The sequence below is a fragment of the Pseudomyxococcus flavus genome, from assembly GCF_050038885.1.
GTDB classification, from domain to species: Bacteria; Myxococcota; Myxococcia; order Myxococcales; family Myxococcaceae; genus Myxococcus; species Myxococcus flavus.
The window spans coordinates 3167036-3192639 of the sequence record NZ_CP143624.1; the positions used below are offsets into that span (position 1 = coordinate 3167036).

Annotated in this window: 20 protein-coding genes and 1 CRISPR repeat array (1 of these 21 cut by a window edge); of the genes, 5 read left to right on the forward strand and 15 right to left on the reverse strand. The window is 70.1% G+C overall.

Annotation, left to right across the window (positions count from 1 at the left end):
* Nucleotides 1–1290: direct repeats of the CRISPR family, unit length 36 nt; unit sequence GTGCTCAACGCCTTCCGGCATCACGGCGAGCGCGAC; it begins 4853 nt to the left of the window's first position.
* A 320-nt stretch (nucleotides 1291–1610) separates the two neighbouring features.
* The 11 genes from cas6 to VZL07_RS13350 form a co-directional block, all read right to left on the reverse strand.
* Nucleotides 1611–2237, reverse strand: coding sequence for a type I-MYXAN CRISPR-associated protein Cas6/Cmx6 (gene cas6 / locus VZL07_RS13300; protein ID WP_426755887.1), 627 nt, complete (start codon nucleotides 2235–2237; stop codon nucleotides 1611–1613).
* Complete coding sequence (gene cmr6 / locus VZL07_RS13305; protein ID WP_426755888.1) at nucleotides 2234–3340, reverse strand: type III-B CRISPR module RAMP protein Cmr6; 1107 nt, start codon at nucleotides 3338–3340, stop codon at nucleotides 2234–2236. Before cmr6 ends, cas6 begins: the two co-directional genes overlap by 4 nt.
* Nucleotides 3333–3746: a type III-B CRISPR module-associated protein Cmr5 gene (locus VZL07_RS13310; protein ID WP_426755889.1), complete on the reverse strand. Its 414-nt coding sequence runs from the start codon at nucleotides 3744–3746 to the stop codon at nucleotides 3333–3335. The genes cmr6 and VZL07_RS13310 overlap by 8 nt, the downstream gene beginning before the upstream one ends.
* Nucleotides 3743–4681, reverse strand: a complete 939-nt coding sequence (gene cmr4, locus VZL07_RS13315) for a type III-B CRISPR module RAMP protein Cmr4 (protein ID WP_426755890.1) — start codon at nucleotides 4679–4681, stop codon at nucleotides 3743–3745. Before cmr4 ends, VZL07_RS13310 begins: the two co-directional genes overlap by 4 nt.
* Nucleotides 4682–4683: 2 nt before the next feature.
* Nucleotides 4684–5892 carry a type III-B CRISPR module-associated Cmr3 family protein gene (locus VZL07_RS13320; protein ID WP_426755891.1) on the reverse strand — a complete coding sequence of 403 codons (1209 nt, stop codon included), beginning with the start codon at nucleotides 5890–5892 and terminating at the stop codon, nucleotides 4684–4686.
* Nucleotides 5889–7679, reverse strand: a complete 1791-nt coding sequence (gene cas10 / locus VZL07_RS13325; RefSeq protein ID WP_426755892.1) for a type III-B CRISPR-associated protein Cas10/Cmr2 — start codon at nucleotides 7677–7679, stop codon at nucleotides 5889–5891. The genes VZL07_RS13320 and cas10 overlap by 4 nt, the downstream gene beginning before the upstream one ends.
* Before the next feature lie 4 nt (nucleotides 7680–7683).
* A complete protein-coding gene (locus VZL07_RS13330; protein WP_426755893.1) occupies nucleotides 7684–9183 on the reverse strand; it encodes an RAMP superfamily CRISPR-associated protein in 1500 nt (499 codons plus the stop codon).
* A gap of 49 nt (nucleotides 9184–9232) precedes the next feature.
* Entirely contained in the window at nucleotides 9233–11062 is a 1830-nt protein-coding gene (locus VZL07_RS13335; protein WP_426755894.1) for an SAVED domain-containing protein, read from the reverse strand.
* A gap of 131 nt (nucleotides 11063–11193) precedes the next feature.
* Nucleotides 11194–12051, reverse strand: a complete 858-nt coding sequence (locus tag VZL07_RS13340) for a serine/threonine-protein kinase (protein ID WP_426755895.1) — start codon at nucleotides 12049–12051, stop codon at nucleotides 11194–11196.
* Nucleotides 12051–12869, reverse strand: a complete 819-nt coding sequence (locus tag VZL07_RS13345) for a sigma-70 family RNA polymerase sigma factor (RefSeq protein ID WP_426755896.1) — start codon at nucleotides 12867–12869, stop codon at nucleotides 12051–12053. The genes VZL07_RS13340 and VZL07_RS13345 overlap by 1 nt, the downstream gene beginning before the upstream one ends.
* 12 nt (nucleotides 12870–12881) lie before the next feature.
* Nucleotides 12882–16367, reverse strand: coding sequence for a protein kinase domain-containing protein (locus tag VZL07_RS13350; protein ID WP_426755897.1), 3486 nt, complete (start codon nucleotides 16365–16367; stop codon nucleotides 12882–12884).
* 167 nt (nucleotides 16368–16534) lie between these two features.
* Between VZL07_RS13350 and VZL07_RS13355 the strand changes: the two genes are divergently transcribed.
* Nucleotides 16535–17398: a hypothetical protein gene (locus VZL07_RS13355; RefSeq protein ID WP_426755898.1), complete on the forward strand. Its 864-nt coding sequence runs from the start codon at nucleotides 16535–16537 to the stop codon at nucleotides 17396–17398.
* A 9-nt stretch (nucleotides 17399–17407) separates the two neighbouring features.
* Here the strand turns inward: VZL07_RS13355 and VZL07_RS13360 are convergent, their stop codons facing one another.
* Genes VZL07_RS13360 through VZL07_RS13370 form a run of 3 tightly spaced genes read right to left on the reverse strand, consistent with a single transcriptional unit; the run spans nucleotide 17408 to nucleotide 20372 of the window.
* Nucleotides 17408–18220 carry a carbohydrate ABC transporter permease gene (locus tag VZL07_RS13360; RefSeq protein ID WP_426755899.1) on the reverse strand — a complete coding sequence of 271 codons (813 nt, stop codon included), beginning with the start codon at nucleotides 18218–18220 and terminating at the stop codon, nucleotides 17408–17410.
* On the reverse strand, nucleotides 18217–19095 hold the full coding sequence (locus tag VZL07_RS13365; RefSeq protein ID WP_426755900.1) for a carbohydrate ABC transporter permease: 879 nt from the start codon (nucleotides 19093–19095) through the stop codon (nucleotides 18217–18219). The genes VZL07_RS13360 and VZL07_RS13365 overlap by 4 nt, the downstream gene beginning before the upstream one ends.
* Nucleotides 19092–20372 (reverse strand): ABC transporter substrate-binding protein, encoded by a 1281-nt coding sequence (locus tag VZL07_RS13370; RefSeq protein WP_426755901.1) that lies wholly within the window; start codon nucleotides 20370–20372, stop codon nucleotides 19092–19094. Before VZL07_RS13370 ends, VZL07_RS13365 begins: the two co-directional genes overlap by 4 nt.
* A 243-nt stretch (nucleotides 20373–20615) precedes the next feature.
* On the opposite strand from VZL07_RS13370, the gene VZL07_RS13375 reads away from it, so the two are divergent.
* The 4 genes from VZL07_RS13375 to VZL07_RS13390 all read left to right on the forward strand — a co-directional run bounded on the left by VZL07_RS13375 (nucleotide 20616) and on the right by VZL07_RS13390 (nucleotide 24629).
* The gene (locus VZL07_RS13375) at nucleotides 20616–21035 is read left to right on the forward strand and encodes an STAS/SEC14 domain-containing protein (RefSeq protein WP_426755902.1); all 420 of its coding nucleotides are present in this window, start codon (nucleotides 20616–20618) and stop codon (nucleotides 21033–21035) included.
* A 95-nt stretch (nucleotides 21036–21130) separates the two neighbouring features.
* On the forward strand, nucleotides 21131–21541 hold the full coding sequence (locus tag VZL07_RS13380; protein ID WP_426755903.1) for an STAS/SEC14 domain-containing protein: 411 nt from the start codon (nucleotides 21131–21133) through the stop codon (nucleotides 21539–21541).
* A 420-nt stretch (nucleotides 21542–21961) separates the two neighbouring features.
* On the forward strand, nucleotides 21962–23257 hold the full coding sequence (locus VZL07_RS13385) for a cytochrome P450 (RefSeq protein WP_426755904.1): 1296 nt from the start codon (nucleotides 21962–21964) through the stop codon (nucleotides 23255–23257).
* Between the two features lie 316 nt (nucleotides 23258–23573).
* Nucleotides 23574–24629 carry a fatty acid desaturase family protein gene (locus tag VZL07_RS13390; protein WP_426755905.1) on the forward strand — a complete coding sequence of 352 codons (1056 nt, stop codon included), beginning with the start codon at nucleotides 23574–23576 and terminating at the stop codon, nucleotides 24627–24629.
* A 99-nt stretch (nucleotides 24630–24728) separates the two neighbouring features.
* Here the strand turns inward: VZL07_RS13390 and VZL07_RS13395 are convergent, their stop codons facing one another.
* On the reverse strand, nucleotides 24729–25580 hold the full coding sequence (locus tag VZL07_RS13395) for a DUF4846 domain-containing protein (protein ID WP_426755906.1): 852 nt from the start codon (nucleotides 25578–25580) through the stop codon (nucleotides 24729–24731).
* Between the last annotated feature and the right edge of the window lie 24 nt (nucleotides 25581–25604).

Below are 25604 nucleotides of genomic sequence, written 5' to 3' on the forward strand. Positions count from 1 at the left end.
AGCGCGACACCCCGTACCCGAACACCACCAGTTGGGCCAGAGGGTGTGCTCAACGCCTTCCGGCATCACGGCGAGCGCGACAAGGTGAGGCCCATCACGTTGAACCCGAGGCACATGTGCTCAACGCCTTCCGGCATCACGGCGAGCGCGACGGCTGCCTCCCTGGAGTCCGACGTCAAGGCGTAGTGCTCAACGCCTTCCGGCATCACGGCGAGCGCGACCCACGCTGGCCGCCGCCAAACTGGAGTGCGAGGAGTGCTCAACGCCTTCCGGCATCACGGCGAGCGCGACCACGTCAAGGCGAGGGAAGGCTGGGACGTCAACGTAGCGTGCTCAACGCCTTCCGGCATCACGGCGAGCGCGACGTCCAGGATGTTGGGGGTCGTGGGGTTGAATCGGTGCTCAACGCCTTCCGGCATCACGGCGAGCGCGACCAGCTCGTGCAGGCGTGCCGTATCGCCCTTGAAGTGCTCAACGCCTTCCGGCATCACGGCGAGCGCGACTGGGATTGTCGAAGGACTTAATCCGTCTTTTAGGGTGTGCTCAACGCCTTCCGGCATCACGGCGAGCGCGACGTCCGTCTTGGCCTCCTCCACGCCTTCCAGCAGGTCGGCAAAGTGCTCAACGCCTTCCGGCATCACGGCGAGCGCGACAGGAGATGGACCATGTGCTACTACGTGCAGGTGTAGTGCTCAACGCCTTCCGGCATCACGGCGAGCGCGACAGCGTGCGCACCTTGCGGCCAACCCGTGAGGTGCGTGCTCAACGCCTTCCGGCATCACGGCGAGCGCGACCAAGGTGGCGCCCCCGGAGATGCGACTGCTGGAAGTGCTCAACGCCTTCCGGCATCACGGCGAGCGCGACTTGATTGACATGTACGAGAGACTCGACGAAGCACACCGTGCTCAACGCCTTCCGGCATCACGGCGAGCGCGACGTCCCACTCCTTGCCGCAGTCACGACACCAGTACCGTGCTCAACGCCTTCCGGCATCACGGCGAGCGCGACGGCCCTCCGCCGCGTGGACTTGGAGGCGCTCCAGGTGCTCAACGCCTTCCGGCATCACGGCGAGCGCGACAGGCGCCCGAGGAGGCCAACATTGAGTATGTGGCGTGCTCAACGCCTTCCGGCATCACGGCGAGCGCGACCCAAAATAGGCGCCTCGGTCTAGGTTTGATGGGAATCGTGCTCAACGCCTTCCGGCATCACGGCGAGCGCGACCCTGGGGCGCAGGGGGGCGGGGGCCATATAGCTGTGCTCAACGCCTTCCGGCATCACGGCGAGCGCGACAGCCCGTCCGAATTCCCCAGCAATTCCAGCAACTTACCGACCACTTTTCAAGCACCTCCCCCTCCTTCGCCAAGGTTGGCAGGTCCAGACCCTACCCAGAAATCCGAACCCATGGAAATCACTCCGCTTTTCACCAATCATGCACCTATTCACGTGTCAAAGAGCCGTAACCCCATGAGCTCCCTGGGGAAATCGCCATTTTCGCCGCCGCGGGGCTCCGCCACGGCGAGGTGCTTGAATGTCAATCCGCCTACACAGACCTCCGGACAGGCGTCCTCGCATCCCTGCAAGGCCCCTGCCCGCCCCCCCTTCCCCACACCTCACGCCGCGTTCGCGAAGGCCTCGTGGAGCGGGATGACGCCGCGTACCGCGGGGCGAGGCGGGAGAAACAGGCCGCAGCCCATGTGGCGGCGCCCCCCCAGCCCTCGCGCCTGCACACGCAGCGAGTCCTCTCCCGTGAGCCCGTGCAGCTCGAGCGCGTAGCCCACCACCCGCCGCCCCTGGATGCGCACCACCCGCCTGCGCCCCAGCAGCGGCCGCGCGTCACACGCCAGCGCCCCGAGCGCGCGGGAGACACCTCGCAGGAAGGACGCCGCGTCGAGCGCGTGCTTGAAGGTCACGAGCCGCGCATGGAGCGAAGGCGAGGGCTCCAGCGCGCGGAGCACCGGCGGACCGAGCACCACCTCCCGCCCAGCGACGTTCAGCGGCGCGGACGTCAGCGGCAGGAGCAGCGGCACCAGCTCCGGCGAGCAGCGCAGGCGCAGCGTCCCCCGGCCCAGGTGTAGCGCGGCCCCTTCCGCGCGCTCACCGCGGAGCGTGAACACGCCCAGGTCCGCGCGCCCGTGCAGCGCGGGCACCCGGGCGCAGAGCGCGGAGAAGAGCGCATACCCATGGTCCAGCGGCACGGCCCCGCCGCGCACGGGATAGAGCAAATCGAACGGCGTCACGGCTCACCTCCCGCGCCCATCATCCGGGCAATCAACTCGTCCCTCCACGCCTCGAGCTTCGGGTGCTTCTTGACGAGCCCCCGCAGCGCGGCCGCGCACGCGTCGCGGGCCTCCGGGGCGAGCGGCATCAGCCGCGGCAGCCAGTCCGCCTCGAAGCGCTCCAGCACCTGCCGCTTGGGCGTGTTGTCCTCGCGCCGCGCCTCCACCCACGCCAGGAACTCCGCCAGCGCGGGCGAGGCCCGGACGGGACGCCGGGGCGGACGGAGGTCGAAATCCCCCTGTTTGATGAGCCTGCCGTACCCAGCCGCCGTCTTGCCGCCCACGCCCCAATGCCGCAGCGCCTCGTCCAGCCGACGCGCGGTCCATGACAGGAGCGCCTCGGCCCGCGGGTCCGCCTCCGTGCCCGGCGCCAGGCTGAGCGCGACGAGGAAGCAACCGCCGGGACGGACCGTCAAGAAGGCCACGGGGTTGGGTGACTCGTAATCATTCGGCCACTCAGCCTTGCCGCCGTACCACCCCGCGTGGTGGACCGTGAGCACGTCCCGGGACAGGAACGGCGCCGCCCCCTGCGCTCCGGACACGCGCGCGTGCGGCACCCACTGCGCGTCATGGAAGATGACCTCGCCCGCGTGGGACCGGGCGCCGTCCTCGCCGGGCACGCCGAAGAGCCGGCGCCGCGCCTCCGCCGCGCCATCGCCGTACACCGCGCGCAGGTAGCCAGCGAGCACGCCCTTGAGCGACGAGCCCGGCACCACGGGCACGCCCCAGGTGTGGTGCAGCGTCAGCCCCACGCCCGTGGGCGAGGCGTTGCCGTGCCCCACCAGCAGGCGGCTGTCGGCGCGCGCCTGGAACGTCACCGTATACGACTGCCGGAGCGAGTCCTCCCAGCGCTTGAAGGCGAGGGCGTACCCCTCGGGCTCGGGGTGCGTCTCCAGCCCGGACAGCCACTGCTCCCAGGCGTCGTGCGCCGGGTCTCTGTCATGGACCTTCGCGGGCGCGTAGCGCTCATAGACGAGCCCCGCGTGCGCGTCTCGCCCGAGCGTCCCCGCGAGCGGGCGCAGGGCGGCACGCATGGTCTCCTCTGGCTTCGAGGTGTCACGCATCGCCGCGAGCCTCCGTGGGGAAGGTGACCTGGACCGCGCGGCGGAACCACACCAGCAGCCGGAGCGCCTCGCGCGTGGCCAGCATGTACTCGCTCAGGCCGAGCCCGCGCACCGCGCCCGGCAGCCCCCCCTTGTCCTTCAGCTCTCGCGGAGACAGCCCCGGCATCTCGGCCCGCTCCAGACACCACGTCAGGTCTTTCATCAGGCGCTGAGCAGCGTCATTGCTTTGGACCTCCCGCTCCAGGAAGGAGAGCGCCGCCGCCAGCCCGTCGCGCAGCACCGCCGCGCCCAGGCCGTTCACCCGGGGCTTGTACTCCGCGCACAGCCCGGGGTGCTCGTCGCGCACCGCGCGGACCCGCGCGTAGACCTCCAGCGCGCGCTGCTGCGCTCGCGTCTGCCCCTTCATCGTCCACCTCGCGCGTCCGGAGCCGTCCAGGCCAGCAGCCGGCACCGGCCGCGCCCCACGGTGGCCTTGCCGCCCAGCTGGAGCACCGTGCCCTCGCCACCGAGCGCCTCGCCCAGCACCTCGTCCGCCGTCAGCTTGCGCGGCGCCTTGTTGAAGGTGCCCGTGGCGCCCATGACGCCCACCAGCAGCGTCTCCGCGGGCAGGCTCTCCTCCGTCCAGAGCTGCCCAGGGGCGGCGGTCCCCGTGTCCGGGCAGATGCTCACGCGCGTGTCCACCTGCGTGGCCGTCTCCCAGAGGAAGGACATCGTCTCGTCGTCCACCAGCACCAGGCGCTTCGTCAGCAGCTCGCGCTCCGGCTCCGCGCCCGGCAGCAGCCCGGCCAGCCCCTGGGCCCAGGCGCCCAGGGCCGCGTCGTCCGTCTGTTCGACCGGGAGGTCCAGGTCCTCCAGGTACACACGCGGCACAGGCGCTCCGGCGCCATGCACGACGGCGCTGGCCTTCACGGAGGCCACGCGCGCGCCGGGGTGGGCCAGGGGCGCCACCGCCGGCCAGGCACCGGCCTTCTCGCCCAGGTCCCGCCGCGCCAGCGCGAGCAGCAGGGGCGACGTCACCAGCGCGAAGGTGCCCACGAAGCTGCGCACCGGGAGGGCGAGCAGCCGCGCGTCGCCCACCACCAGCGCGCCCGCGTAGTCCCCGGGCTCATCGCCCTCGGCGCCCGGCTTCAAGCGCCGGGGCCCGAAGACGGCGTCGTGCACGCCCACCTCCGCGCGAGGCCGCCGCAGCTCGCGCAGCACGCCCTTGAGCGACGAACCCGGGACGAAGGGGATGCCCGTGGCCTTCAGCCGCGCCAGGGGCAGGTCGATGACGTCCACGCTCTGCCCGGTGCCCACGTGCAGCGGCGACAGCGCGTGAAGTAGATAGGGTCGGCTCTCCATGCTCAGGCTCCTTGTCCGTGACGGGGCGGTTGCCACGCGCCGGGCAGCACCTGCCCCAGCGCCTCCGCGTGGCCGCCGCCCCACGAGGCCAGCCACAGCGCGCGCAGCTCACCGGCGGTGAAGTCCCCACCGCCGTGCTTCTCGAAGAAGTAGACGGCGCCCGCGGGCACCCACCGCCGCGTGGGCCGGGGCCGCCGCCGCACCATGTCCCAGCCCGACACCTCCTGCGGCCGGGGCACCAGCGCGGCGCGCAGCACCACGTGCGCGTCGAGACCTGGCAGCCGGCCCACGTAGCAGGGGGGTGTTCCGGCCACGCGCTCGAAGCCATCCGGCAGCCAGCCGCGCCGGAACTCCGCGGGCGTGGCCAGCACCAGGCGCAGGCCACGCGTGGGCCGGGCCAGCGCGTCCGGCATGTCGAAGAGGCCCGGGGCCAGCGGCTCCACGTCCGACAGCCGGCGCCGTCCGCCCAGCCCCAGCGGGCCACGCGGCGCCCCCTTCGCCGGGGCGGGCCACGCGCAGCGCACGCCGAGCGCCCACTCCTCCACCGCGAAGGGCCCCTCGCGCCGCGGGCGGGCGCGCAGCAACTCCACCACGTCGCGCGAGTGGAGCATCGAGTCCTGCGACGCCTGCGTCTCCACGTCGATGGCCAGGTGGATGTCCGTGCGCGGCGCCAGGTCGTCCTCCTCCGGCGAGAGGGAGACGGGCGCGCCAGCCAGCCACGCCATCATCCTGGACTCCGGCCAGAACAGGGACGAGGCCAGGGGCTTGCCGCTCATGCTCCGGCGGGGGTGCCACAGCGCCTCCCGGGCCTCGTCCTCGTCCGGCCCCAGCGTCGCGGCGCCGCCAGGGTGGGGCTCCAACCGGACCACGCGCTCCACGCCCTGCTCGTCGAGCACGCGCACCGCGTCCGCGGGAGCGGGCCACATCCGGTGCTCCCGCGTGAAGGGCGACGTCCCCAGCGTGCGGCGCAGCGCGATGAAGCGCAGGAGCGCCACCGGCTCCGAGCGGTGCTCCCACGTCTCCGGGTCCAGGGGGCCGCCGTCGGCCGCCATGACGTCATGGCCCCACGCGGCGCGCAGGGCGCCCCGCACGGTGGTGGGCAGGGGCCACGGCAGGGAGTATCCCCGCCCCACCTCCGAGGTGTACCAGCCCCGGCCGTCCTTGGCCGACAGGCCGTCGCGCGGCAGCAGCGCGAAGCTCGCGTCACTCATCTCGCACCTCCCTTGTCCTTGGTTGAAGCGAGCCCCCGCCCGGCACGGTCGAAGGTGTCCGCGACCAGCAGCCGCGACGCCCAGCGCTCCAGGGCCTCCTGCGGCGACGCGTGGCCCGCGTCGCCGGTGGGCAGCTCGAGCCCCACGTCCGCTGGCGTGAGCGGCTCGAGCGCGCGGCCCGCCTCGGCCCTCGCGAGGATGCGTCCGGCCTCGTCCCGCAGCAGGCTGGCCAGCTCGGGCGCGGAGGCGCTGCCCTCGGGGAAGCGGCGCGCGAGGGCCGCCACCTCGTGGACCTTGCCCAGGGGGAGCGGCAGGGGGTCCTGCGTGAGCAGCGCCAGGTCCTTCTCCAGTTGCCCCACGGGGTCGGCGTCCCACGGCGCGGTCCACAGCCGCTCCCTGCCGGAGTGCTTCGCCACGAGGATGGCCAGCGCGTTGCGCCCCGCCTTCTTCGCGGCGGTCTCCGCGCGGCGGCCCAGGTCCAGCAGCTCGCCCAGGCTCTCCAGGACGTGGCCGATGCCCAGCCCCACTGACAGCGTGGGCACGTCCGCGTCCGTGCCCGCGAGCGCGGCCTCCAGCGTGGCGCGGAAGGCGGCGGCGAGCGCCCGGGCGCACGCGGGCGCGTCCACGGGCGTGACGAAGGCGAGCACGTCGTCTCCGCCCGCGTAGACGAGCACGCCCCGGTGCTCCACCTCGACGATGCGCTTCGCCTCCTGGGTGAAGCCCGCGAGCGCCCGGGAGACGTGCTGGTGCGCCGCGTGGCCGTCCGACCGCCGCGCGAGCGCCTCCAGCGCGCGGCCCATGCGGTCCCCATCAGCGACCAGGCAGGCCACGTAGGGGAAGGGCTCGGACTTCATGGCGTCGCGAAGGGGCTCCACGTACTCGCGGCCGAAGCTCGCGGCGGCCCGCCGGGCGTCGGGCACGGCGTACTCCTCGAAGTACGGCTGCCAGCGCTCGGGGAGGAGCAGCTGGCCGTCGTAGGGGAAGGCCTCCACCCAGGGGCGTGACTTCGCGCTCACGGACTGGAATTCACGCGCCCTGCACGCGTCCGCGAGGCGGGTCAGGAGCACCGGGTGTCGCTCGCGCGCGGCCTGGAGCCAGGCCGCCAGCCCGATGGAGGGCACGGGCACGAACTGGCCGGGATTGCCGCCAGCGCGCTTGAGCACGCCGAGCGCGTCCAGTTCCTCGCGCAGACCGATGCGGAGGGCTCGCCAGAGGTCGCCCTGGTCGCGATCCCTGCGCAGCAGGGACGGACGCGCGCCGTCGAGGCTCGACTTGTGCGTGCCTTCCGGGGGCAACTGCTTCCACGGCGTGAACTCGCGCAGGCCGCGGCGGGCCTCCAGGGCGCGCTCAGATTCACGCAAGGCGTCGGCGTAGCCGTGGGGACGCTCCTCGATGGGAGCCCACGCGGCGTGGACCTCCAGGAAGGAGTCGAGCTGCTCCTCGGCCAGCGCACCCGCGCCTGGAATGAGGATGTCCTCGCACTTCTCGAGGACGCGCTGCCACTCCGCCCTGAGTAGCGACTTCGCGGCGTCCCTGGCGCGCCGGGCGACGTGCTCCGGCGCGGACTCCACCTGGGCGACGACCTTGTTCGCCACGCCGGTGCTCGTGTCGCTCACCTGGTCCGGGTGGGGGAAGATGAGCGTCGCCCCGGACTCCGTGAGGGCGCGCGCCATGGCCCTGGCGAGCTTCGACAGGAGCTGGCTGCCGTACCAGAGGTCCCGCGTGCGGCGGGCCTGCGCGATGTAGCCCTGCACCGGGCCCACCTTGAGAACGATGACATGCTTCATGGGCTCACGCCTCCTGGGCACGGCGGGTTTCCTCCAGCCACCAGAAGAAGGCGTCACGGAGGTTGTCCGCGCGCTGGAGTGTCTGGAACAGGGGCTGGTCATCCTGGGCGCGGAAGCTGCGCTCGAAGGGCACCCGCGTTCGTGGGACCGCACCTCCCCGCTGCGTCATGACGACATGGCCACCGCTGGGCGTTCCTCGCTCCAGCCACAACGCGATGGGCTCGAAGCGGCCATCGGCGAGCGGGAGTGCCTTGACGATGAGCGGCGATGCGAGCCGGTCCATCAACTTGCCCGAGCCGTCCAGCTCCCACTGGAGCTTGACGTCCTCAGGCTCCTTCGGCTGGTAGTTGGCCCCGTCCTCGCGCCGCTTCTGCTGGAATTGGAAGACGATGGGCAACCCGAAGCCAGCGCGCGACCAGGCCGCCGTCGCCGAGTGCTGCGGACGCGGCGCGTGGACCTCGGGATAGGCCTTGCCCTCGGCCCTCGTGGCGAAGCCTCCACGACGGTCCTTACCCGCCGGCTGGGCGAAGCGGCGAATCTTGTCGGCCTCCGGCCAGTTGGAGCGGCCCGCTCGGTTCCCCTCTCCGGGTTTGCGCGCGACGCCCACCCTCTCGGCGCTCCCAGCGGGTGCCGGCTCGGTGCCCTGGCGGAACTCCCGCAGCCACCTGAGCGCGACCAGCCAGGCCTCACTCCCATCACGCAGCTTCGTGCCCGTGCTCCCCCGGAAGAGGCGCGCGCCCCGCAGCAGCGGCATGTCACACGCATCCGCCGCATGCTCAGGCGCGAGGAGCGGCACATCCCCGAACAGGCGCCGCAGGGCCGCCCGGTCCGAGGAGGCCGGGAGCCACTCCGCGGCGCCCGGGCCCGTGGACGCCAGGCACACCGAGCCACAGCCACGCCGGGACCGCGAACCGTAACCACCGAACAGAATCCACGCTCGCACCGCGTTGCGCACCTGCTCCATGTCCTCGCCCTCGGGGGCGGTGACCTCCAGCGTGAACTGGAGGCCAGGGGACCATCGTGGGATGTCGACGTGCTCGTCCTTCCCCTTGCGCGCTGGCCACAGCGCATAGCCGGCCGTAGAGCCGAGGTTGACGGGCTTCGTGTCCTCCCCGGCGGGGCGAACATCCCGAACCCGCAGCTCCACCTGGGAGCGACAGGCGTGCGCCTCGGGCTCTCCCGGCGCCTTCCTCGCCCTCCCCATGCCTCCCCAGAGTGCGCGCTCCCGGCGCGCCAGGGGCTCCGAGCCCGCCGCGTCACGTTCGACGTACGCGTGTCCGTACAGCGCACGCCACCAGAAGCGCAGGTGCCCGCGCAGCGTGGGAACCCGGATGATGTCCACCGCGGGGAGGTGTGGGCTTCGCGCCACCGGCCCTCCGCCCAGGATGGGCGTGAAGGTCTTCAGGGCCAGCGTGAAGGACGCCAGCTTCGGCCCCGTGGCGAAGCGCCGGCGCAAGTGGATGGCTTCGGAAGAAGGCGGTTCAGGCAGGTCCAGGGAGGACATGGCGCTCCTCGAGCAGAAGGATGGGTGGGGAGAGACAAGACGCGGGCCGCTACCGGGCGCCCGGCCTCCGGGTGTCGAGCAGGGCCGGGAACTTGTCGAAGAGGCGCTCGAAGAGCAGCCGCACGCGGTCCTGGAGCTCGTCGCGAGGAGAGTCCTCCCACTCGCGGAGCGCCGCGAGCAGGTCCTCCACCCAGGCCCGGTCATTGTCCAGGCGCACGAGCCGGTGCCGGAAGTACAGCGCCAGCACCACCGGCTCTCGCGCGTCGCCCAGCTCCAGCCGGACCCGCTGCTGGGTATAGCGCTCGTGCGGGTCGCGGAAGGACGGCAGCCCCACCAGCTCCACCGTCACCCGCTCCAGCTCGTCCCGCACCTCGGCCTCCGGTGCCCGCAGCGCGAGCACGGAGAAGCGGCAGACATGGAAGAGCCAGATGAGGTAGCGCCGCAGCCTGCGCTCGGCGAGCTCCTTCACCGGGTGCTCGGGCTCGAAGACGCGCAGGATCTCCAGCGAGTTCCAGATGATGGCCTCGAGCGTCTTGACCTGCCCGATGTCCGCCACGGCGCCGCCCTGCTTGGCCTTGCGCCACGCCAACGCCACCTCCACGCCCACCGCGTCCGCGTCGTAGTCGGCCGCCTCTAGCACCAGCCCCACGCGGCCAATGCCCCGGTAATTGTAGGAGGTCAGCCCGGCCTGCTTGACGTGGAAGGCCTCGTGGATGAGGAAAAGGCGCAGGCATTCGTTCCAGTCCTCGGGGGGGCCCAACCGCTCGCGCAGCGCGCCGAGGCCCAGCAGCAGGTCCCAGCCGAACTTCCATCTCCCGCCGTGGTGGCGGAACAGCGGCGCGGAGGTGACGGCGGGCTCCTCGTCGATTTCGCTGCGCAGATAGCTGTGCCCATCGATGTGCTCGACCAGGGGCTGCTGCTCCGGCGCCTTGAGCCAGGCGACCAGCTCCTTGTGAACGCGCCGGACCTCCTTGAGCACCCGCGTGGCCTTGAGCAGGTCCTCCGCCGTGGGCACCCGTGGCGTCACGACACGCTGCGCGCGGATGACATGGACCTCGTCATAGCGCGTGTGGTCAGCGCCAAGCTGGAGGAGCACCAGCGGGTGCTGGGTGGCCGGGTTGACTGCTCCGCCAAGCGCCGCCGCGAGGCTCCCGGGGGCATCCATGGCCAGAAACACGGACTCGGCGCCCTCCAGTCGCTCGTGCAGCGCATTCAGCACGTCGCGGAACTGCGTCACCGCCCGCGCGACCTGACCGGGGCGCTGCACGGACGTGGGAGACGGCCCCGTCACGGGACGGAGGCAGACAGTGGCCAGTACCGAGGACTCTGGCAGCACGGTCGAGATTCGCGAAAGGACGCTGTCCCGGATGACTCGCGTCACCTCGACGACAAGCACGACATGGCCCTTGCCGCCCTGCCTGCGCTCGGGGAGCCCCTCGACGTGGAAGAAATCTTCGGCTTCCGGAGCCACCGCGCGGTCGTGGCCCAGCGACCAGGCGCCATCCTGCGCCTGCTGGTAGACGCGAAGCGGGCGCCGAGGCAGGCGCGCCACCAGGTCGAACATGAGCGGCAGAGGCGCACAGCCGAAGAGGTGGATGGGCAGATGGTCGATGCCCAGCGCCTGTTCCCGCTCGAGCAACGCCGCCGAGAATCGCTCGTTCTCGCTGAAAGCCTCCTCCCAGTCCTGCGGGGAGAGGTCGCGAGCGCTCCGGGTCGGCTCATGCGGGTGCAACACCACGGAGGCCACGTCTCGATCTCCCTCGACCCCGCTCCGAATCAACGCGTTTCGCGCGGCGTCCTCGGAGACAGCGCGGTCCTGCTCGTAGCGCACGATGAGCGCACGGGTCCTCGGGGTGATGGGGATGTCCTCGCTCCGCATGTCCTCTCCTGGAAATGGGCCTCGAAAGAGAGGACGCGAAAAGGGCATCGGAGCCATCGCGGCGCCCCGCGCTTTTTCGGAACATGGGGGATGGAGGTGGGGGGGCGAACCGACCCCAGGGACTTCTCCGTTCAGCGGCGGACGAGGCCCGCCACGCACTCACGGACTTCCACCAATGACGGCCGAGCCCCCGCGGATTTCGCCATCATTCGCCCCAGCAGACCGCGGAGCGACTCGGGGACCTCGTCTCCCAGCAACTGCAACGGTGGGGGCATCCGAAGGTGCCGGATCATCAACTCCGTCTGCGTCCCGCTCCCGAACGGCAAACGGCCCACGAGCAACAGGAACCCGAGAATGCCCAACGCATAGACATCCACCCGGGCATCCACGCGCTTGGCGTCAAGCCACTGCTCCGGGGCCATGAACTCCCAGGAGCCAAGGACGGCGGTCCCCGCGGTCGACACGGGCAGCGCCGAAGACGCCTCCGGCCCGGTGGACACTCGCTTGGCGAGTCCCAGGTCCGCCAGCTTGACGGTGATGCCCTCCTCGTCCATGCGCGCCACCAGGACGTTCGCGGGTTTCACGTCACGGTGGACCAGCCCCTGGGCGTGCAGCGCGCCCAGCGCCTCCGCGACCTGGGCGAGCACCTCCGCGCAAGCCCACACGGGAAGGCGCCCTCCCGCACGTGCGAGCGACTGCTCCAGGTCCGCCGGAAGCCATTCGAGGACGATGAAGGGCGGCCCCTCCGGTAGCAGACCCACCTCGAGTGCTCGCACCAGCCCAGGATGACGGAGGTCCCGCAGCGCCTGTCCCTCGTTGAGGAAGCGCGCCACCAACTCCGCATGGAGACAAGACGACGCGCTGAGCACCTTGATCGCCACCGGCGTGCCGTCCACGGCGTGCAGGCCTGAGTAGACATCGCTGAATGCGCCGATGGCCACCCGCCGCGTGATGACGTGCGCGCCGACCGGCGTCCCCCTGACCAGCATCAATCCTCATCCGTCTCGAAGGGCACCGGGGGCCGCAATGCTTGCAGGCGTCCTGCCCAGAGCAGCAGCCCTTCCAGCTCAGGCGCACAGTCCGGGTATCCGGCAGCGAAGGCGACCGGGTCCACGTCCGTCTCCGCCGCGAGCCGGCGAAGGTAGGCGAGGAAGGCGCTGTCCAAGCGGCTCTGCTTCACCACATCTTCGTCGCCATTCCCGGCGGCGCACTCGTCCTGGAGGCGCTGCTTGAGCGTGCCGACACCGCGCTGCATCAGCGACGCGACCGCGTCCTCTGATTTGCCCATCCGCAGAGCGATGTCCCTGAGGGAGAGACCATTCAGATAGTAGGACTTCACTGCATCGGATTGACTCCCGGACAGTTCGCTATAGATGCTCCGTATCAACCGCAGCGCCTCCTGCTGCTGAGACACGGCCTGACTGGGACTGCGCTGGAGTGCCGGGGCCTCCTGCGCTTCATCCGAGTCGAATGGCACCGCGCCTGATTCGTCGCGTTTCTGGCTCGTCGCGTGCCGAGCCACCTGGACCGCTTGGGAGATGACGACCCGCTTGAGCCACGTGCGCAGCTCCCCCTCCGTCTGCCCCTGAAAGGTGGAGAACTTCTGGAGCACCCGCAGAGACGCTAGCTGGGAGATGTCCGAGGGCCGTGTCCCGCCCGGGCCATATGGTTTCCCATGCTGCTTCGCATGCGCCTGGATGACGTCCTGGAAACGCGTCAGCAATTCCTCCAGCGCGTCCGAGTCCCCCTCCTTGGCCTGGCGAATCAGCTCTTCGACCGGAAGCTCCGACAGCTTCGGCTTTCTCATGGAGACACGACTTTACCGCGTCACGTCCGGGCAGCCCAGCGGTTGGAATCGAACGTCCTCGGGGTCGTGGGCATGGAAGAATTGGAGCAGCGCACATCTGCGCGCATGCCAATCCGCCGCCTGCTCCAGGGCCCCTCGTTGGCGAGCAAGGAGCGCACTCCCCAGCCAGGCGTCGGCGAGCACCAGGGCATATCGTTTGTTCGGCGGTTCCGCCTCCCGGAGCGCCTGCCCAAGCCCCCTGGCCTCCGCATAGGCCTTCTCGGCCAGGGAGAACTGCAGCCTCGAGGTCCGCAGGTCCCCCACGCCAATGAGGACCCGCCCCAGCACCCAGCGGTAGTACTGGTCAACCTCCTGGGACTCGACACACGCCCGGCCCAGCGTCAGCGCTTCGACGAGCAACGGCTCCGCGGCGTCCAGGTCCCCGGACGCAAGCGCAACCTCCGCGCGGTGAGCCAGGACGAGCGCCTGCAACGCGGAGGAGTAGGAGCTCTTCTTGGCGATATAGGCATGCAGCGCCCGGGCTCTGTCGAAGTGCTGCGCCGCGAGCGGCAGGTCTCCCGCGGCGAGCTCGAGCTCCGCCAGCTCGGAGATGCTCACCGCGAGGCTGCGCAGGTGGTCGACCCAGGTGCCCGGATTGGAGGGCCAGTGCTCCAGCAGCGCAATGGACTCCGTGAAGAGCGCGCGAGCCTTCTCCCATTGCCCCCGCGCCATCTCCACCTTTCCCTGCTTGGAGTAGTTGAGCCCCAAGAATTCATGAAAGCGGCTCCCCCCAGGCTCCAGAAGGTGGCCCATCCGGATATCGGCGAGTGCCTCCTTGAGCCGCCGCTCCGCCCCCGCGAGCGTCCCATCATGGTACGCCACATCCGCCAGACGATGGGCCATGCGGATGTCCACGAGCCGCATGTCGGCATCCTGGTGTTCCGGCAGTGGCAGCGCCTTGAGTCCCTCGTCGAGCTCTCCCAGCAGCCTCTTCCGGTCCTCCAAGGTTCCAGGCAGCCGGCTGAGCTTCCAATCCAGGACTCCGACCACGGCATCCACGGACTTGATGAGCTGCCTGCGGTTCTCGTCGGCCCGATGCCGCTGCCGCGCCGCGATGTTCCTCGCGTTCTCCGCACGCAACCGCTCGGACTCCGCCCGCCGCCACTCCTGGTCGGTCCTCACCGCGTAGAAGAGAATCAGCAGGACGGCCACGGCGGCGGAGCACACACTCACTCGCCGTGCCCTGGAGCGCCGCTGCTCCAGCCGCGCGGCTGCGTCCAGGAATCGCAGCGCCCTGGAGCTTGCCCGATGGGACACGCCCCCACCGCCGCCCAGGGCGGCGACGCCACCGCGATAGTGCGTGAGCAAGGTCCCAGTGGGGAGCCCTTCATTGGGACACCGCGCCTGCTCCCAGGCGCTCGCCGCGGCTTCCAGGTCCGCGTGACGCTCGAGCAGCGCGCGTTCCTGCTCCAGCCAACTGACCAGCGAGGGCACCCGGTGGAGCAACGTCTCGTGCACGAGGTCCACCCGCTGGGCCGTGGGGCCCGCGCCCTCCGACAGCGTGACCAGCCGCATGCCTTGCTCCATGCCGGAGCTGGCCTGCGTGCGCATCCCCGTGAGCCGGAGCAGCACCTCCTCGGCCAGGGCATCGCCACCCGCGGCGGCAATGACCTCTTCGCGAGAGCGAGGACGTCGGGTGTCGGGAACACCGCGCCCCACTTGAACCAGGTCCAGGAGCAGCCACTTGGCCCGCTCACGTCCTTGAGGCCCCAGGCCATCCAGGAGTGCCTCGGCCTGCTGGGCCAATGCGCCCCCCACGCCCCCAAGCCGCTCGTAGTGCGCCTGGGTCAAGGGCGCGCCTTCATTCAACACCCAGAGTGCCCGCAGTGCCTGGCCCAGTAGTGGCAGCCGACCGCCCTCGTCACGCGCATCCTGGACCAGGCGCGAGGCCAGCCCCGGTTCGAGCCGCAGGCCCGTGTTCCTCGCGACTCCCTTCACGACGCGCTCCAGCGCGGCCTCGTCCATGGGCAGCAAAGGGAAGCGCGAGGCGGCGTGGAGGTGCCTCGACAGCTCGGGTAGCTGCTCCATCCGGTGGAGGAAGTCGCTGCGCACGCTCGTGAACAGCCGCAGCGGAGAACCTTGTCCAACGAGCGCCTGGGCAACCAGCGCGTCGAGCGCGCCCTGCTCGGAGAACCCCAGCGTGAACAGTTCCTCCAAGGGCTCGACGACCAGCAGCACCCGCCAGTCCGCTGACGTGTGGGCCCGCAGGAAATCGAGCAAGGCGCCCGGCCCCATCCGCAGCAACGCCTCCAGTGCCTCTGGCTGCCTACCGGGCTCGGACGATGGGTAGGCCGTCGCGAGCACCTCGGCCAGCGCACGGAGTGGCGAACTGGAAGGGCGCAAGTTGATGACGCGCCACTGAGGTCCCCCCGCCCTCCCTGCCTCACGGAGCCGCGGCAATACCCCAGCCTGAATCAACGACGACTTCCCCACGCCACTGGGGCCTTCCAGTTGGATCCAGCGGAGCGGTCCTTCGCGAGCAGAATCCAGCAAGGACAACAGCGTGCGTGTCTCCGCCTCCCGGCCGAAGAACAACGCGGCCTGCTCCTCGACGAAAGGCGCCAGGCCCGGCACGGGGCAGCGCTCCGGCCCGCCTTCCCAAGGCTGGCCGAGGAGCTCCGCGCAGCGTGCCATCGTTGGACGCGCCTGCGTGTCCTTCGCGAGCATGGAAGCGATGAAGGCGGACAAGGAGGCAGGGACCTGAGGAGCGAGACTCCGCAGGGAAGGAGGCTCGTCCGACTGGTGTGCAAGAAGAACCTCGCGAGGCTCGTCCGAGACGAAGGGCGGACGGCCCGCGAGCATCTCGAAGAGCATCACGCCCAGCGAATACACGTCCGCTGCACCATCCACGGTGGCCGCGCTCAGGAGCTGCTCGGGCGCCATGTACAGGTAGGTCCCCATGAACGAGGACTCATGGGTATGGACCTGTGTGGTGGCCCGCAGGCCGTCCACGAACGTCGGTACCTTCGCGATTCCAAAGTCCAGCAACTTGACCCGGTACCCAGGCGCCACCGCCGCATCCGGGCAGAGGAAGACATTCTCTGGCTTCAGGTCGCGATGAACGATTCCCCGGGCATGAACATCCACCATGATGCGGGCAATCTGTTCCGCGATGGCCAGAACCGAGGACTGGGATACAGGCCCCGTTGGTCGCTGCATCCACTCGCGAAGCGACACGCCCTGCAGCAACTCCATGGCCAGGAACACATCGCCGCCATGCGGCTCGCAATGGAAGACACGAACCACACCAGGATGGTCCAGCCCCGCCAGTGCACGCCCCTCCTGGAGGAAGCGCGCGACGAGGTGCGGGTCTTTCGCCGCGGCAGATGACAGGAGCTTGAGCGCAACCCGCTGCCCCAGATGCTCGTGCACGGCGGCGTACACGTGCCCCATACCGCCGCTGCCGATGAGGTGAAGCAGTCGATACGGGCCGATTCGCTCCGGAATGGGATGTTCCATTGGGGTGCAACGTCTCCCATATCCTGGGAAACCCGACCTGGAGTCTACGTCGGCTCCCCGTGTTCATGTGAGGCGGGGCGACGCCTACCCGACAGGCAGTCCATTCTGACTCGGCGCCCCCGGAAGAACGGACATGTCAGACCCTACCTGTAGGGTCTTCACACTTCATGAACTCCGTCTTCGACCTCATCCTGCGCAGGCTGGTGCAGGGACATCCCGAGCAACTCCTGCTGCTCCTCTTCGGTGGGCAGACACCAGCCTTCATCCGGATGGCGGACTCCAGCCTTCCTCAGTCCGAGCGGCGCGCTGACACGGTGCTGGTCGTGGAAGCTCATGGCATGCGCTTCGCCGTGGACGTCGAAATCCAGGCCCAGGCGGACCCGCACTTCGCAGTGCGGTTGCTGGACTACACGGTTCGCATCCACCGCCGGGAGAAGCTCGCCGTGCTCCCGGTCGCGGTCTACCTCGTCCCCGAAGCCGAGGGCATGCCGCCTCCCTACGGCTTCGAGTGTCCTGGCATCCGCGTCCTCCACTTCGATTTTCAGGTGGTCCGCCTCTGGGAGGTGGACTTCCTCCAGCCCGCCTTGCGGGCGGCCCCCGCCCTGCTTCCCCTCTCTGTCCTGGAATCACGCGCGGGTCCCGAGCGGATCGCCTGGGCCGAACCCGGCATCGACCAGGCACCGAGCCTTTCGTCGGAGGAACGCCTAGACTTGCTCGTGGTACTCGGCACGCTGGCTTCCCGCCGCTTCGGGCAGGCCAGGCTCAGTCAGCACCTGAGGGACATCATGATTGATTCACCGTTCTGGGAAGAGCAACGCGAGCTGGTCCGAGTTCGTGTGCAGGTCAGCGAGCGAGTCCAGCTCCTGCTGATCTTCGCCAATGCTCGCGGGCTTCCCCAACCGCCCGATGCCGAGGAGCGTCTCGCCCAGCTCGGCGCCGCGTCCCTGAAGGACCTCGTCACCAAGGTCGTGACCGCCCCAGACGCAGCGGCCACCGAGCTGCGCGCCGTCCTCACCCCACAGGGGCACTGACTCCGCTCGCTACTCCTTCACCGCCCCCGCGGTGAGCCCGGAGACAATCCGCCGCTGGAACAGCACCGTGAGCGCCACCAGGGGCAGCGTGGCCACGACGGAGGCCGCGGCAATCTCACCCCAGGGCTCGCGGTACTCGCTGGCGAACAGGCTGATGGCCACCGGCACCGTGCGCTTCTCCGGCGTGGAGAGGAACGTCAACGCATAGAGGAACTCGTTCCACGCGAAGATGAAGACGAGAATCGCAGTGGTCGCCAGCCCCGGCGCGGCCAGGGGCAGCAGCACCCGCCGGAAGGCCTGGAACGGCGTGCAGCCGTCCACGCGCGCGGCGCGGTAGAGCTCGTCGGGCAGTTGCCGGAAGAATGACGTCAGCACCCACAGCGTCAGGGGCAGGGCGAACGTCGCATACGGCAACGCCAGCCCCACCAGGCTGTCGCGCAGGCCCACCGCGCGCAGAATCAGGTACAGCGGGCTCACCGTGGCGATGGGCGGGAACATGCTCACCGCCAGCGCCGCGCTCAGCAGCAGGCCCTTGCCGCGGAACTCCAGCTTCGCCAGGGCGAAGGCCGCCGCGGCGCCCACGGTGAGGCAGAAGCCCGTCGTCAACGCCGCCACCACCAGCGAGTTCAGCACCACGCGCAGGAAGGGCCGGCCCCACAGCACGCTCGCGTAGTTCTCCAGCGTCAGGTGCGAGGGCCAGGGCCGCGTCAGCTCGCCATCCGGCCAGAGGCTCGTCAGCGCCTGCCAGCAGAAGGGCCCCAGGAAGAAGGTCAGGAACGCCACCACCGCCAGCGCGGTGCCCAGACCGGGCCGGTGCTTCATCGCGCCGCCTCCTCTCGGCCCAGCAGGCGCAGCCACACCGCCGCCAGCACCACCACGCACAGGAAGGTCGCCACCGAGAGCGTGCTCCCGTACCCGAAGTCCCCCGAGCGCATCAGCGTCTTGTACGCGTAGATGCTCAGCGTCTCCGTCGTGTTCGCCGGCCCACCCTCCGTCAGCACGTAGATGGCGTCGAACACCCGGAACGCATCCAGCGAGCGGAACAGCAACGCCAGCAGCAGCGCCGGCTTGAGCAGCGGCAATGTAATCGACACGAAGGCCCGCCACGGGGACGCGCCGTCCACGTGCGCCGCCTTGTACAGGTCCTCGGGGATGCCCTGCAGCCCCGCGAGCACCAGCAGCGCCACGAAGGGCGTCGTCTTCCACACGTCCACCAGGATGGCCGCGTGCAGCGCGTACCCCGGCGCGCCCAGCCAGTTGATGTCCTGCCCCGGCAGCAGCCGGTTGATGACGCCGTACTCCGGGTTGAACATCCACGCCCACAGCCGCGCGCTCACCACGGTGGGAATCGCCCAGGGCACCAGCACCGAGGCCCGCAGCAGCCCCCGGCCGGGAAACGCCCTCTGCAGCAGCAGCGCCAGCGGCACCGCGAGCAGGAGCTCCACCGTCACCGCCACCGCGGTGAAGTACGCCGTGTTCCCCAGCGCCGCCCAGAAGCGCGCGTCGCCCAGCAGGTAGGCGTAGTTCTCCAGCCCCGTGAAGCGCCGCTCGCCGAAGACGAGGATGAAGCGGTGCAAGCTCAGCCACACCGCGGCGAGGATGGGGTACAGCGCCACGCCCGCCAGCACCAGCACCGCCGGCGCCACCAGCAGGTACGCCTGCCGGCGCTCCTGCTCCATCGAGCCGCGCCGGCTCACGGCCCCTCCCCCGTCAGATGGTCCACCTGCCGCTGCGCGCGCTTCAGCGCGTCCTCGGGCGTGCGCAGCCCGGCCACGGCGGCGGAGAACTCGCTCTGGAGCACGTCCGAAATCAGGTTGTAGTACGGCGTCACCGGGCGGGGCTTCGCGCGCTCCACCATGGGCAGCAGGCTCGCGATGAACGGCGCTTCCTCGCGCAGACGCGGGTCCTCGTACACGGCGGGCCGCGGCGGGTTGCGCGCGTAGCTCAGCGCGAGCACCCGGTTCGCCTCCGGCGACGTGAGGTGCGCAATCAGCCGCGCCGCCAGCTTCCGCCGCGCCGGGGACACGTGCGCGTTCACCGCGAGCTGCCATCCCCCCAGCGCGCCGGAGCCCGGCTCGCCGCTCACCGTCGGCAGCGGCGCGATGCCCACCTTGCCGCGAATGGGCGAGCCGGGCTTCTGCGCCTCGCTCCACGCGTAGGGCCAGTTGCGCATGAACACCGCGCGCCCCTCCTGGAACACGCGCCGCGACTCCTCCTCGGAGAAGCCCGTCACCGTCGCCGGCGACACACCCCGCTCCACCAGCCCGCGCAGGTACGCGAGCGCCTCGCGCGCGGGCGCGTCATCCAGCAGCACCCGCCCGTCCTCGGACAGCGCCCGGCCGCCGTGCCCCCACAGCGCCTCGTACACGTTGCAGGAGAGGCCCTCGTACTGCCGGCCCTGCCACACGTAGCCCTGGAGCCCCGGCGTCTTCGCCATGGCCTCGCGCGCGAAGCGCTCCAGCTCCGCGTACGTGCGCGGCGCGCGCGGCACCAGGTCCTTCCGGTAGTACAGCACGCCCACGTCCAGGTACCACGGCACCGCGTACGTGCGGCCCTCCACCACCACGGCCTCCACGGGGCCGGGGAAGAAGTCCTCGCGCAGGCGCTCGGGCGGGAAGTCCTCGGACAGGTCCGCAATCCAGCCGGCGCGGGCGAACTCGGGCACCCAGACGACGTCCGCCACCAGCACGTCGAAGTCCCGCGCGCCGCCCTCCAGCGACGTGAGGAAGAACTGGTGCGCCAGGTCCGAGGCGTTGGGCAGCGCCTCCGTGACGAGCTCCACGCCGGGGTTCTCCCGCTCGAAGCGCGCCAGCAGCTCGCGGAACGGCTCCGGCGGGCCCCACAGCGGCTGATACTTGAACACGAGCCGCGTGCGGCCCGCGGCCTCGCCCGTCGCCTCCTGGCGCCGGCAGCCCCCCAGGCCCACCAGCACGGCGAGGCCCAGCACGAACAGGATGGAGCCAGGGCGTCCCATGCGTCCGGCATGACTCCAGCCACGCCCCCCCACGTCAAGCCTGGGAATCCGCGGAGGTCCGCACGTCAACACCCCGAAAGTCTGGCACTCATGAATGAAAACAAACTTTCAGACATTCACATCGAGGCACCAAAGCCAATCACGCGCCGTGAGCCCGTGACAACCGAGGGAGAGCCACGATTCGCTTGGGCGCGGCATGAGCGGTATTCTCTCGCAGGCAGGAACAACTCGGGAGGGGGAGAGATGAAACAGCAGCCTCAGGAGTGGAAGTGCGGCGCTCACCGGGCACACTTCGAGGAGCCGGACACGCTGGTCGCTGTCTTCAGCGGACTCATCAACCTGGACGAGGTGAAACAGACGGTCAGCCTCTATGAGGAGACGGCCCGGCAGAAGGGCCAGTACTACCTCATCGCGGACATCGGCCGCTCCTCCCTGGAGGCGGCGGGCCGCAGGTACATGTCCGAGAAGGCCCGCTCCGACTGGTACCACGCCATCCTCTACGTCGGCGCGGACATCGTCATGCAGACCTTCGTCAAGGCCATCGCCCTGGCGCTGCTCTTCACCGGCAAGTCGACCTTCGAGACGGTGTTCGTCAAGACGCAGGACGAAGCCCGCGCCTGGATTGCCCAGCACCGGGCCCGCGCCAAGAGCAAGGCGAGCTGACCGGGTCAAGAATTCCCCGCCCAATTCGACAGGCATGTATCTCGTACTATTCCCTCATGGGCGCTATGCTCACAGGGGATTCTGGAGGGAGTGACATGCAGCAACTGGAATGGAAAATCGGCGCGCACACGATTCGCTACGAGGCGCCGGACATCGTCCTGGCGACCTTCGTCGGTCCCATCGACCTGGATGAAATCAAGCGCTCGGTCGAGGCGTACGGGGAGATTGCCCAGCGGTACGGGCCGTACTACCTCATCGCGGACATCGGCCAGTCCCAGCTCGGCGCGGAGCCCCGGCGCTACCTGTCGGAGAACGCCAAGGCCGACTGGTTCAAGGGCAGCATCTACGTCGGCGCGGACGTGGTGCAGCAGACCTTCGGCAAGGTCATCGCGCTGGGCATGCTCTTCACCGGCAAGTCGCGCTTCGAGACCACCTTCGTGAAGGACCTCGACGAGGCCCGCGCCTGGGTGGCCCAGCACCGCCAGAAGAACAAGAAGCTGGGCTGAGCCCCGCTGACGGCGTCCCGGGGTGGGCCTCGAGGCCCACCGTGACTGCCCCTTCCCCCCACCAGGCCCCTGCGGTGCCACGCGCCATGATGGGCGCTCCCGCTCCAGGCATGGCCGGCGGCTGCCCGGGAAGCGCACGCGAGGTGAAAGACCTCGCACTGCGAATGGAATATACTGGCTTTACTGGAATCAAACGTTCAGATTGAAAACCAGTGAAGCTAAAAAATTTCGCTAGAACTGGCACTGAAGCCTGAATTCGTTGTATAGGCGGCTTTCGGGAGCCTCTTCCTGCCCGGTTGTTCCTCGCCAGCTCCCGTCAATCCTGACCCATGCCTCGGAGGGGTGCGCCCCTCCATTGCCCATCACCCGCTGCAGGCGAACCGCGTGCCGGGGGGCCGCGCTCGCCTGATGAGTCACGCCATGCCTGTGCCCGTGCAGAAGCAGGAAGAGACCGGAGCCTCAGTCCACGCCGCGAGCGGCCGCTGCCCCCATCTGGGCGCTCAGTACAACCCGTTCGCGGGCCCCCACGTGGAGAACCCGCACCCCTTCTTCGACCAGCTCCGCAAGGACGAGCCCATCACCTTCAGCCCCATGCTGAACATGTGGCTGATCAGCCGCTACGAGGACATCACCCAGGTGCTGAGGGACCCGACGCGCTTCTCCAACCGGGACATGCTGGTGAGTGGCACGCACGCGCACCTCACCGAGGAGGCCCGGGCCATCCTCGCCCAGGGCTACCCCACCGCGCACGTGCTGCTGGGCATGGACGGGCCCGAGCACACCCGCCTGCGGCGGCTGATGAACCAGTGCTTTACGCCCCAGCGCGTCGCCAGCCTGTCCCCGCTCATCCAGCGGATGGCCGTCGAGCTGGTGGAGCGCTTCGAGAAGGACGGCCACGCGGACCTGGTGACGCAGCTGGCCTGGCCCCTGCCGGTCCACGTCATCCTCGGCGCCGTGGGCGTGCCCCAGGAGGACTTCTGGAAGATCAAGGGCTGGAGCACCGACTGGCAGCGCATCCTCTTCGAGTACGTCCCCCCCGAGAAGCAGGTGGACATGGCGAAGGGCTTCCTCGAGTTCCAGCAGTATTGCATCCGCCTCATCGAGGACCGGCGCCGCAACCCGCGAGACGACTGGGCCAGCCACATGCTGGCGGTGGAGGACAACGGCGAGGCGCTGTCCCTGCACGAGCTCATCATGGCCATTGGCGGCTCCATGCTGGCCGCCGGCCACGAGTCCACCACCGCGCTGCTGGCCAATTCGTGGAAGCTGGCGCTCCAGCACGGGCTCTGGGAGCGGCTGCGCGACCACCGCGAGCTGGTGCCCAAGTTCCTCGAGGAGTCCAGCCGCTATGACTCCGTCTCCCACGCCATGATTCGCACCGCCACCGAGGACGTGGAGGTGGGCGGGGTGAAGATTCCCTCGGGCTCGCGCCTGCTGCTCCTCTACGCCTCCGGGAGCCGGGACGCGTCCCTCTGCCCGCACGCGAACAAGCTCGACCTCGACCGGGAGAAGGTGCCGCAGCACCTCACCTACGGCCGCGGCACGCACTTCTGCCTGGGCGCCCCCCTGGCCCGGCTCCAGTTCCAGATTGCCACCAACCTCCTCCTGGACCGCCTCCCGACGCCCAGGCTCGTCGCCGGCCAGGACTTCGGGACCACGCAGAACCTCGTCCTGCGCCAGATGAAGCACCTGAAGGTGGAGTGGACGCCCACCTGAGGCGCCCCCTCCCGGCACCCGCGATGAACGAGGGCCTGGCGACCGGCACCGGTCTCCAGGCCCTTCGCATGTCCGGCGCACGCCACCCGCACGCCTCGAGCGGACGATTTCCTACAAGAAGGGTCGAAACCCACCTCACTCCAGGTGAACAGGCGGGACAAACATGACTCCCAGTGGGTATCCATTGACTCGACAAGGCCCGCTCACTCTGGAACGCGTGCATTCTAGAAATAATTTTCTTGCCTCACTGGCCAAATTCACGAGAAACAGTCCTGGAACACCCTGCTTCCGAGTAAAGCAGAAGGAGCCCCCCGACATGTACGCTCAAGTGGTCGTCGACGAGGCAGACATCCAGTTCGCGCACCGGATTGATCGCAAGGCGCTGGCGGCCGTCACCCGGGAGATGTCCCAGGTGAGCAACCTGCGGGCGCTGTGGGCGCTGGTCGTCCAGTGGGCCGTCATCGCGGCGGCATTTGCCTTCGTCTTCTGGGTGGACCGCTGGTGGGCCTGGCCGCTGGCGGCCGTCGTCATCGCCACGCGGCAACACGCCCTGCTGGCGCTGATGCACGAGTCGGCGCACTACCACTTCCTGTCCAACCGCAAGGTGTCGGACGTGGTGGCCGACCTGCTCTGCGCCTTCCCGCTGAACATGACGACGGCGGGCTACCGGCACGAGCACATGCTGCACCACCGCTACGTGAACACGCCGCAGGACCCGTACCTGGCCGGACAGCTGGTGGACGCGTCCTGGCACTTCCCGCGCACGCCGCTGCGCGCGACGGCCGTCTTCCTGGCGGACGCGCTGGGCCTCTACGCGCCCAACCACCTGAAGGTGGTGCTGCCCTGGACGTACTGGGGCCGCCTGGTGGCCGGGGCCCAGCCGCGCATCACCGCGGGCGAGCACCTGCGCTACTGGCTGTACGTGGCCACGCTCGTCACGGTGCTGGTGACGACGGGCGCGTGGCTGCACTGGCTGCTGCTGTGGGTGATGCCGACGGCCACGGTGATGATGGCCTTCTTCCGGATGCGCGCCCTGGGAGAGCACCCCATCGAGGAGACGACGTCCGGCGACGAGACGCGCGAGACGCGCGACGTGCTGGGCACCGCGCTGGAGAACTTCTTCATCGCCCCGCTCAACGTGAACCTGCACCTCACCCACCACGCCTTCCCCTCCGTGCCCTTCTACAACCTGCCCGCGATGCACGCGGAGCTCGCCAGGACGGGCCTGCTGGAGGACGGGGTGAACCGCTTCGAGACGTACCTGGGCAAGGAGCAGAGCCTGTTCCAGTACCTCACGCGTGAGCCGGAGGCCTCCGCCGCCGTGGCCGCCGCGTCGCAGCAGTCCCGGCTGGGCCAGGCGCTCCACTCGTGAGGCCAGCGCGCCGGGCCGCCTGAGCCGGGCGCCTCAGACAGCCGTCCCAGGTGTGGCCGGGGGGCTCCACCCGGGACGGCAGGCGCGACCCGGCCGCGGTCAGAAGCGCCGCAACGAGGACCACGGGAAGGGCTTCCAGAAGGGCGTCGCGACGTCCTCGCCCTCCAGGGAGAACCAGGGCGCGGTGTCTCCCTCCGCCGCCAGCACGTGGAAGTCCTGCGCGGGCATGAAGCCCTGCCCCAACAGCGCCACCTTCTTCCCCGCCGCGTTGGCCGCCACGTCCAGCACCAGCACCACGTGGCCGGGACTGCCGCCGAGCACGAAGAAGTCCCCGGGCCGCACGTCCTCTCGCGAGGGCCGCCCCTTCAGCGACGCCAACGAGTGCGTGCCCGCGTAGGTGAAGACCAGGTCCAGCCACGCACGGAAGCTGCGGCGAGAGTCATCCGGCGCCGCGCTGCGCACCCACGTCACCTTCGAGCCCGACACCCGCGCACGGTCCCCCGCCGCGTACCGGGGCCAGGCGGCCAGGTGTCCACTGGTGAAGCGGTAGGCGATGCGGTCCGGCTGCTTGCCGGCCCAGAGCCACTCCGCATGAAGGCGGATGACGGAGTCCGCGCATTGCTGGAGGTTGGCCGTGCCCACGTCCAGCTCCGCCACCGCCGCCAGCCGAGGGTCCCCCACCGCCAGAATCGTCGCGCCCTGGTGGCTTCGCACGGGCGTGCCCTCGGGCCGCAGCGGAAGTCCCCGCAGCCAGGCGCCGAAGGAGTCCTTCGCCACCTGGATGCGCTCGTACCCCTCGGGTGGCGGCAGCGCGGACGCCAGCGGGCGCACCTGGGCCTGGGGTGACAGCCAGGCATAAAGGGCCCGCTCCTCCTTCGTGGGAGGCCGGGGCGAGACCTCCTCCGAGGCCCACCCCGACACCGGCGGCAGGCACATCCCCAGGAGGAGCATCCAGCACGCCGCCCCCTTCCCCGA

Coding starts and splice junctions, on each gene's coding strand:
- cmr6 (WP_426755888.1), bottom strand. CDS start 3,340: ATGCGTGACACCTCGAAGCCAGAGGAGACCATGCGTGCCGCCCTGCGC.
- VZL07_RS13310 (WP_426755889.1), bottom strand. CDS start 3,746: ATGAAGGGGCAGACGCGAGCGCAGCAGCGCGCGCTGGAGGTCTACGCG.
- cmr4 (WP_426755890.1), bottom strand. CDS start 4,681: ATGGAGAGCCGACCCTATCTACTTCACGCGCTGTCGCCGCTGCACGTG.
- VZL07_RS13320 (WP_426755891.1), bottom strand. CDS start 5,892: ATGAGTGACGCGAGCTTCGCGCTGCTGCCGCGCGACGGCCTGTCGGCC.
- cas10 (WP_426755892.1), bottom strand. CDS start 7,679: ATGAAGCATGTCATCGTTCTCAAGGTGGGCCCGGTGCAGGGCTACATC.
- VZL07_RS13330 (WP_426755893.1), bottom strand. CDS start 9,183: ATGTCCTCCCTGGACCTGCCTGAACCGCCTTCTTCCGAAGCCATCCAC.
- VZL07_RS13335 (WP_426755894.1), bottom strand. CDS start 11,062: ATGCGGAGCGAGGACATCCCCATCACCCCGAGGACCCGTGCGCTCATC.
- VZL07_RS13340 (WP_426755895.1), bottom strand. CDS start 12,051: ATGCTGGTCAGGGGGACGCCGGTCGGCGCGCACGTCATCACGCGGCGG.
- VZL07_RS13345 (WP_426755896.1), bottom strand. CDS start 12,869: ATGAGAAAGCCGAAGCTGTCGGAGCTTCCGGTCGAAGAGCTGATTCGC.
- VZL07_RS13350 (WP_426755897.1), bottom strand. CDS start 16,367: ATGGAACATCCCATTCCGGAGCGAATCGGCCCGTATCGACTGCTTCAC.
- VZL07_RS13355 (WP_426755898.1), top strand. CDS start 16,535: ATGAACTCCGTCTTCGACCTCATCCTGCGCAGGCTGGTGCAGGGACAT.
- VZL07_RS13360 (WP_426755899.1), bottom strand. CDS start 18,220: ATGAAGCACCGGCCCGGTCTGGGCACCGCGCTGGCGGTGGTGGCGTTC.
- VZL07_RS13370 (WP_426755901.1), bottom strand. CDS start 20,372: ATGGGACGCCCTGGCTCCATCCTGTTCGTGCTGGGCCTCGCCGTGCTG.
- VZL07_RS13375 (WP_426755902.1), top strand. CDS start 20,616: ATGAAACAGCAGCCTCAGGAGTGGAAGTGCGGCGCTCACCGGGCACAC.
- VZL07_RS13380 (WP_426755903.1), top strand. CDS start 21,131: ATGCAGCAACTGGAATGGAAAATCGGCGCGCACACGATTCGCTACGAG.
- VZL07_RS13385 (WP_426755904.1), top strand. CDS start 21,962: ATGCCTGTGCCCGTGCAGAAGCAGGAAGAGACCGGAGCCTCAGTCCAC.
- VZL07_RS13390 (WP_426755905.1), top strand. CDS start 23,574: ATGTACGCTCAAGTGGTCGTCGACGAGGCAGACATCCAGTTCGCGCAC.
- VZL07_RS13395 (WP_426755906.1), bottom strand. CDS start 25,580: ATGCTCCTCCTGGGGATGTGCCTGCCGCCGGTGTCGGGGTGGGCCTCG.